Annotated in this window: 6 protein-coding genes; all 6 read right to left on the bottom strand. The window is 72.9% G+C overall.

From position 1 onward, the window contains the following. Window positions 1-77: 77 nt before the first annotated feature. From C5B96_RS15285 to C5B96_RS15260, 6 genes are read right to left on the bottom strand one after another with little or no spacing between them, the layout of a single operon-like run. Window positions 78-911: an SCO1664 family protein gene (locus tag C5B96_RS15285; protein ID WP_104246217.1), complete on the bottom strand. Its 834-nt coding sequence runs from the start codon at window positions 909-911 to the stop codon at window positions 78-80. Window positions 912-913: 2 nt separating this feature from the next. Next, window positions 914-1504: a DUF3090 domain-containing protein gene (locus C5B96_RS15280; protein WP_104246216.1), complete on the bottom strand. Its 591-nt coding sequence runs from the start codon at window positions 1502-1504 to the stop codon at window positions 914-916. Window positions 1505-1528: 24 nt separating this feature from the next. Further along, window positions 1529-2209: a histidine phosphatase family protein gene (locus C5B96_RS15275; protein WP_104246215.1), complete on the bottom strand. Its 681-nt coding sequence runs from the start codon at window positions 2207-2209 to the stop codon at window positions 1529-1531. Between the two features lie 40 nt (window positions 2210-2249). Beyond that, window positions 2250-2963 (bottom strand): ABC transporter ATP-binding protein, encoded by a 714-nt coding sequence (locus C5B96_RS15270; protein ID WP_104246214.1) that lies wholly within the window; start codon window positions 2961-2963, stop codon window positions 2250-2252. Beyond that, window positions 2960-3982 (bottom strand): ABC transporter ATP-binding protein, encoded by a 1023-nt coding sequence (locus C5B96_RS15265; RefSeq protein WP_104246213.1) that lies wholly within the window; start codon window positions 3980-3982, stop codon window positions 2960-2962. The genes C5B96_RS15270 and C5B96_RS15265 overlap by 4 nt, the downstream gene beginning before the upstream one ends. Further along, complete coding sequence (locus C5B96_RS15260; RefSeq protein ID WP_104246212.1) at window positions 3979-7053, bottom strand: ABC transporter permease; 3075 nt, start codon at window positions 7051-7053, stop codon at window positions 3979-3981. The genes C5B96_RS15265 and C5B96_RS15260 overlap by 4 nt, the downstream gene beginning before the upstream one ends. Window positions 7054-7071: the final 18 nt, after the last annotated feature.

Below are 7071 nucleotides of genomic sequence, written 5' to 3'. Positions count from 1 at the left end.
GCCTCACCCGGGTGCCGCCCAGCGCCCCGCCGTTCAGTTCAGGACAGCGGCTCAGAACAGCAGCTCAGAACAGCGGCTCAGAACAGCGGCCAGGGCATCGACGGCATCTGCCCGTGCGGGGCGGGGAACACCGCCCGCGCGAGCAGTCGCTCGCAGCGCCGGCCGAGCGCCCGCAGCTCGCGGTCGGTGATCATGCCGGCGAGGCGCGATCCGAGCGGCCCGCCGAGGTCTCGGCGCACCCGCTCGACGCCCTCCAACTCGGCGGGGAGCAGTGGCTCGCCGACCCAGCCCCAGAGCACCGTTCGCAGCTTGTGCTCCTCGTGGAAGGTGAGGCCGTGGTCGACCCCGTACCGGTGCCCGTCGGGCATCGCGAGGATGTGGTTGCCTTTGCGGTCGGCGTTGTTCACCACGATGTCGAACACGGCCATGCGGCGGAGCTCCGCCGAGTCTTCATGCACGAGGGCGATCGGATGATCGTCTTCGTCATACCCGTCGAACACGTGGCGCCACCCCGCTTCGGGTACATCGCCCGCCGGTACGAGGTCGACGGCATCCTGCTCGGGGTCGATCTCCTGCCAGAGCTGCACCATGCCCTCGCCGAGAGGGCCGCCACGGAGCCAGGTGCGCGGCACGATGTTCCAGCCGAACGACTGCGAGACGAGGTAGGCCGCCGCCTCGCGGTTCGCCAGGTCGCCGTCGGGGAAATCCCAGAGCGGCCGTTCGCCGGAGGCCGGCTTGTAGACCACGGCCCGGTCGCCGAGCTGGGCGAGGAAGGTGGCGTTCGAGGCCGACACGATGCGACCGGTGAGTTCGAGCTCGCCCTGCTGCCACGCCTCGCCGGCGCCCACTGGCCCGTCGGGCTGCCCCGCGGCGCCCTCGGGTTCACCGTGCGGGCCGCCGGCCTCCGTCATGCTCAGAAGCCGCCGGGCAGGGCGCAGGTGTGGCCCTCGGGGTCGACAGGGGTGCCGCAGAGCGGGCAGAGCGGGCGGCCGGCGCCCACGATCTCGAGGGTGCGTTTCGCGAACGCGCGGGCGGTGCCGACGGGGATGCGCACCACCATCATCTCCTCGGGCTCCACGCGCAGAACGTCGGGCAGGTCGTCGTCGAAGACGTTGTCGATGTCGTCGTCGGGCGCATCGTCGATCTCGACCTCGATGATGGGGAACGCCTCGATCACCACCTGCAGCGTCGACGGATCCCAGCCGAGGCTCATGGTTCCGGTACGGAACGCTGGTTCGACGGGCTGCTCGAGCGGGTCGTTGTCGATCAGTTCGAGCGGTGTGCTGTCGGGGATGCTGAGCGGGTTGCCCTCAGCTGAGCGCAGTTCATCGAGGATCTCCTCGATCTTCTCTGCGAGCACCGCCGACTGCTCCTTCTCGAGCGCGACGCTCGTCACCCGGGAGCCGGAGCGGGCCTGGAGGTAGAACGAGCGCGAGCCGGGCTGGCCGACGGTACCGACGACGACTCTGTCGGGCCAGTCGAAGCCGTGGACGATGGTGGGCATACCGTAATTCTACGCGCCGGAACCCTACGCGCCGCCGCCCACGGGCGCGTCTGCGGCCGGGGCGGTGCGTCGGAGCCACGAGAGGTCGCCCGAGTCGGTGTTCGTCGCCACGACATCGGGTCGCGAGGCTCCGTAGTGCACGATCGAGAGGGATGCCGGGCCCACGCTGATGCGCTGGAAGAGGTCGAGGTGCATTCCGAGCGCGTCTGCCAACACCGACTTGATGATGTCTCCGTGGCTGACCGCCACCCAGACGGCTCCCGCCCCGTGCTCGGCCTCGATCTCTGCGTCGAGCCGGCGGATCGCAGCCACCGAGCGCGCCTGCATCCCGGCCAGCGACTCACCGCCCGGAAAGACGGCGGCCGACGGCTGCGACTGCACCACAGACCAGAGCGGCTCCTTCGCGAGCTCGCTGAGCTTCCTGCCCTGCCAGTCTCCGTAGTCGCACTCGACGATGCCCTTCTCCAGCGACGTGGGCGGGAGCGGATCGGCCTGCCGGTCGAGCACGGATCGAGCGGTCTGCCGGCAGCGCTCGAGTGGGCTGGTCACGATCGCGACCAGGGGCACAGCGGCCAGCCGGTCTGCGGCCCTGACGGCCTGTTCGCGGCCGACCGCGTCGAGCTTGACGCCCGCGGTGCGCCCGGCGAGCACGCCCGTGGCGTTGGCGCTCGTTCGGCCGTGCCGGAGGAGGATCACTGTCGCCATGACTACAGCCTAGGTCGCCGGGCGCGGGCTCGGGCCCCGCTCAGCGCGGGTCGAAGACGCCGCGGCCGTCGACCATCGTGAGGTGCTGGTCGGCGCGTTCCACGAAGCGCGGGTCGTGCGTCGCGACGATGACCGACCGGCCGCCCTCCCGCGAGATCGCCTGCAGCACATCGATGATCAACCGGGCGTTCTCCTCGTCGAGCTGCCCGGTGGGTTCGTCGGCGATCAGGATGCGCGGCGACGCCGCGAGGGCCCGGGCGATGGCGACGCGCTGCTGCTGCCCACCCGAGAGCTCGTCGGGCCGCTGCTCGGCGTGGTCGGTGAGGCCGACCACCGCCAGCGCGTCTGCGACCGCGGAACGGCGGCTCGGTGCATCCGTTCCCAGCAGGCGGAGCGGAATCTCGACGTTCTCCTCTGCCGAGAGCGCCGGCAGCAGGCCGAAGGTCTGAAAGACGAAGCCGAGCCGTTCCCGCCGGAGGGCCGATAGCTCGGTCTCGGCGAGCGAGGCGACGTCGCGGCCGTCGATCAGCACCCGGCCGGCGTCGGGCGCGTCGAGCGTGCCGAGCATCGTCAGCAGCGTCGTCTTGCCGGCGCCCGAGGTGCCCGTCACGACAACGAGCTCACCGGGGTTCACCGTCAGGTTCACGTCGGTGCAGGCGTGGACCGTGCTGTGGCCGCTGCCGAAGGTGCGGGAGAGCGACTCGGCCTGCAGCAGCGGGCCGGTCGCGGGTGGCGTCGTGGTCGTGGTCGTCATCGCTCGCCGCCCTCGCGGGGTGTCGTGGAGTCGTCGGTGCGTTCGCGGGCGGCCCGCCGGCCTTCGGCTGGCGCGTTGGCTGGCGTGCTGGCTGGCGTGTCGGCTGGCCCGGCGCCCGGCCCCGGATCGGGGATGCCCGGCCACACGCCCACGTGGTCCTGCTCGAGTTCGAGCCGCACCATCTCGCTCAGCCTGAGCGTCTCGGTGAACGACTTCGGCAGCTGCAGCCGGCCGACCCGGTCGAGCACCGCGAACTCCTGGGCGATCACCTGTTCGGTGCCGCCCGCATCCTGCACCGTGCTCCGCCACAGTTCTGTCGAGGTGCGCCCGTCGCGAATCTGGATGGTGCGCCGAACGTGGCCGGAGACGGTCGGGTCGTGGGTGACGATCAGCACCGTCACCCCGCGCTCGCGGTTCACCAGCTCCAGCGCCGAGAGCACCTCCTCGGTGGTCGCCTCGTCGAGGTCGCCCGTCGGCTCATCGGCGAGCAGCACCTTCGGTTCGTTGGCGATGGCGACGGCGATGGCGGTGCGCTGCTGCTGCCCGCCCGAGAGTTCGCTCGGGCGACGGTCGCCGAGCGCGGAGATTCCGAGCAGGTCGAGCAGGGCATCCACCTGCCGGTGCCTGTCGCGTGCTCGCGTTCCGCGGGCGATGACCATGGCCGCCGCGATGTTCTCCCGGGCGGTGAGGTAGGGCAGCAGGTTCTTCGCGGTCTGCTGCCAGACGAAACCGACGCTGCGGCGCTGGAAGGCGATGCGCTCCCGGCTGCCCATGCGCAGCAGGTCGTGGCCGGCGACGGTGGCGGAGCCGGCGGTGGGGGTGTCGAGGCCCGAGAGCACGTTCAGCAGGGTGGACTTGCCCGAACCCGACGCCCCGACGATGGCGACCATCTCGCCCGCCGTGACCTGCAGGTTGAGGCCCTGCAGGGCCTGCACCTCGACGCCGCGGGTGCTGAACACGCGCACGAGGTCGCGGCAGAGAATGTGATCGGTCGGGGCGGGCGGTGCCAGGGTGGTCACGGGTGCTCCTTGCGGTTCGGGCGGCGGGTGGGGCGTGGGTCGCTGCGGCGGGCGGTGCTGGTGCGGCGGGCGGTGCCGGTGCGGCGGGCGGGGCGCACGGCGCGGGCCGAGAGCGCCGCCCCGATGACGGTGGTGAGGGCGGCGGCCAGCAGGAAGGCTCCGGCGCAGACCGCGAAGAGGTCGAGCGGCAGCATCAGCGCGGGCTGGCCGGGCGAACCCGTGAACGGCCGGAGGTCGGTGGCCGGCAGAATGACCGCGGCGAGCAGGATGCCCGCCAGCACTCCGGCGATGACGCCGACGATGCTCAGCGGCAGAATCTCCCAGGCCGCAAGCTGCCGGGCGCCGCGCCGGGGCATGCCGAGCGATGACAGCAGGCCGAGGGTCGTTCGCCGGCGTCCGGCGCCGAGGGCGAACGTCATCAGAACCGTCACCGCGCTCAGCACGACCGAGAGCACGACGGTGAGGGTCAGCACCGTCGTGACCGCGCGGGTGGCCGGGTCGGAGCGCAGGCGCTCTGCCGTCTCCGTCGGCACGCGAACGGTGGCGAAGGGGTCGGCGACAGCGCGCACGGCCGCGATCTGGTCGGCGTCGGGCCCCGTGCCCGAGTACGAGAACAGGGCCGAGGTGAGCGTGGTGGCCGGGGCGATGATCGGGGCGGCGACGCTCTGGTCGACGAGCACCCACGTGCTGTCGGTCGTGAACGGGCTGGCACCCGGCACGGTGGCGACGATGGTCACCGGATGCCCGCGCACCTCCAGCTCGCCGCCCGCCAGTGCCTCGGCCGCGGCCTCCGACGCGATGAGCGGGATCGGCGACTCGGCGGCCGCACCGGACGCAGCGGTGCCCGCGGCATCCTTCCCCGCAGCGGCCGTGCCCGTGGCAGCGCCTCCGGCAGGTGCGCCGGGCGGCAGCACCGACTGTACTGAGAGCCCCTGCTGCACCCGTCGAACGGCCGCGGAGTCGACCACGAGGATGGTCATCGGCACCTTCGCCGAACCGGCGAACACGGTCGCGTTCTGGTCGGTGCTGACCTCGGCGACAGCATCCACACCGGGCAGCGCCGTGATCGTGTCGACCTCGGGCTGGGTGAGGGTGCGGGAGGAGATGGCGAGGTCGGCTCCCGTCTTCGCGTCTGCCTCCGTGCCGATGCCGCGGTCGATGGTCTGCACCAGCGAGACCGAGAACAGCGAGATCGAGAGCCCGACGATGATCGCGACCAGCGGGGCGAGGCCGGCGGCCCGGGCGCGACCGGCGGTGGTCGCGCCCACGAAGGCGCTGGCGCCCGGACGTTCCCGCACCACGCGCTCGACGCCCGACATCAGCCAGGGGAAGACGCGCAGCGTGACGACGCAGACCGACAGCGCCACGAGCAGGGCCGACGCCGACTCGAGGGGATTGGGCGCACCGCTCGGAGCGACCGGGCTCCGGCCGGGCCCGAGCAGCACCAGGCTCACGGCAGCCAGCGCCACGACACCGAGCTCGGCGGCGAGCCGGGGTCGCCCGCCGGGCGCCCGGCCGCCCCGCGCCCCGGGCCGGCTGAACCCCCGGCCGCCGCTGCTGCTGCTGGCTGCGCTGCCGGCCGCGCCTGCGCCGGCCGCGCCTGCGCCAGCTGTGCCAGCGCCAGCTGTGCCAGCGCCGCCATCGACTCCCCGATTGGTGGTGGCGGCACGGACCGCGGCGCCACGGGCTGCGGCGGTACGGACTGCGGGGGCACGGCCGGCGGCGGCGCCACGGCTCGGCGCGCCGGCTCCGGGGGCTGCGCTTCGTCGGGCCGAGGGAGCCAGGCCGGCGAAGAGCCCGGCGGGCAGCAGCGCGAAGACGCCGACAGCCCACAGCACGACAGGGGCAGACAGGGGCCCGGGCAGCAGCAGAGCGGCGATGCCCCAGCCGACGAGAGCGGCCGGCACGGCGAACAGCAGCCCCTCGAGCGCACCGGCGAGACGCAGCTGCGCGCGCGAAGCGCCGCGGGCGGTCACGAGCTCGAACGTGCTCTGCCGTGCCGCCGCCCACAGCCGGGCGATCAGCACCAGCACAGCGAACAGCACCCCCGCCGGCCCGGCGACGATCGTGACGAGCAGGCCCGTGGTGACGTCGTTGCGCTGCTGCGCCGTCTCGATCGCGTCGGGCAGCTGCGTCTGGAACCGCACGTCGTACACCGCCGGATTGCGGCGGCTCTCGAACGATCCATTGTCCACCGGCCGCGATCCCGTCGAGGCCTGCCGCGTCTGTGTCGTGAAGGCCCGCGCCTGGGTCTCGACATCGGCAGCGCTCTGGGCCGTGAGCGCCCCGGTGTCGACGGGGAACCAGAGCTGGCTGCGGGCCGCGACCGGCAGGCTCGAGACGGCCGGCCAGCTCGCAGCATCCACATAGCCCTGACCGGAGTACAGGGGTTCGCCGCCCGAGAAGTCGACGGAGCTCGCCAGAACCAGGCTCGTGTGCCGCCACACGTCGGCTCCGGCATCCAGAGGCTCGAAGATGCCGCTCAACCGCATCTGCTGCGTACCGGATTCGGGGTAGGAGAAGGAGCGCACCTCGCCGACCGACCACTGCAGGTCGTGGGCGACCGCTGTGCTCAGCATCAGGTCGAGGGGGGCGCCGAACAGGTCGCCCGTTCCGAACGTGCCGGGCGCGACGCCGTCGACCATCCGCACGCGATCGAGGATGCGCGGATCGGCCCCGAGCACGATCGCCGTGCGCGGCCAGAGCGTTCCCTCGGGGTGGTCGGCGGCGACCGGGTCGCTGGTGGCGAGGGACTCCGGCCCGCCGAGCGTGTCCCGCAGGGGCTCGGGCAGAGCAGCGTGCAGGGCCAGCAGGGCATCGTTCTGCCGACCCCAGACCGCGTCGACTGCGGCGGGGAACGCCGGCGAACCCGCAGACGGCCCCGCATCGGGCGACCCGAGTGCCTGTGCGGTCACGTCGCGCTGCAGCACGGTCGTTCCGGTGTCGACCTGGTTGCGGATGCTCGCGGTGAACACGGCGTCGGCGACCGTGGGGCCGACCACGCCCATCAGTACCCCGACGAGAACGGCGAGGGCGACCAGCACCCCCGGGCCGGGAGCGGAGGCGATCATGCGGGCCAGTAGTCCGGG

Origin of the sequence: Subtercola sp. Z020 (genome assembly GCF_002931235.1) — a bacterium.
In the GTDB taxonomy this organism is placed as follows: domain Bacteria; phylum Actinomycetota; class Actinomycetes; order Actinomycetales; family Microbacteriaceae; genus Subtercola.
Note: the sequence above shows the minus strand (reverse complement) of the source record. Positions and strands in the feature narration are given on the sequence as shown.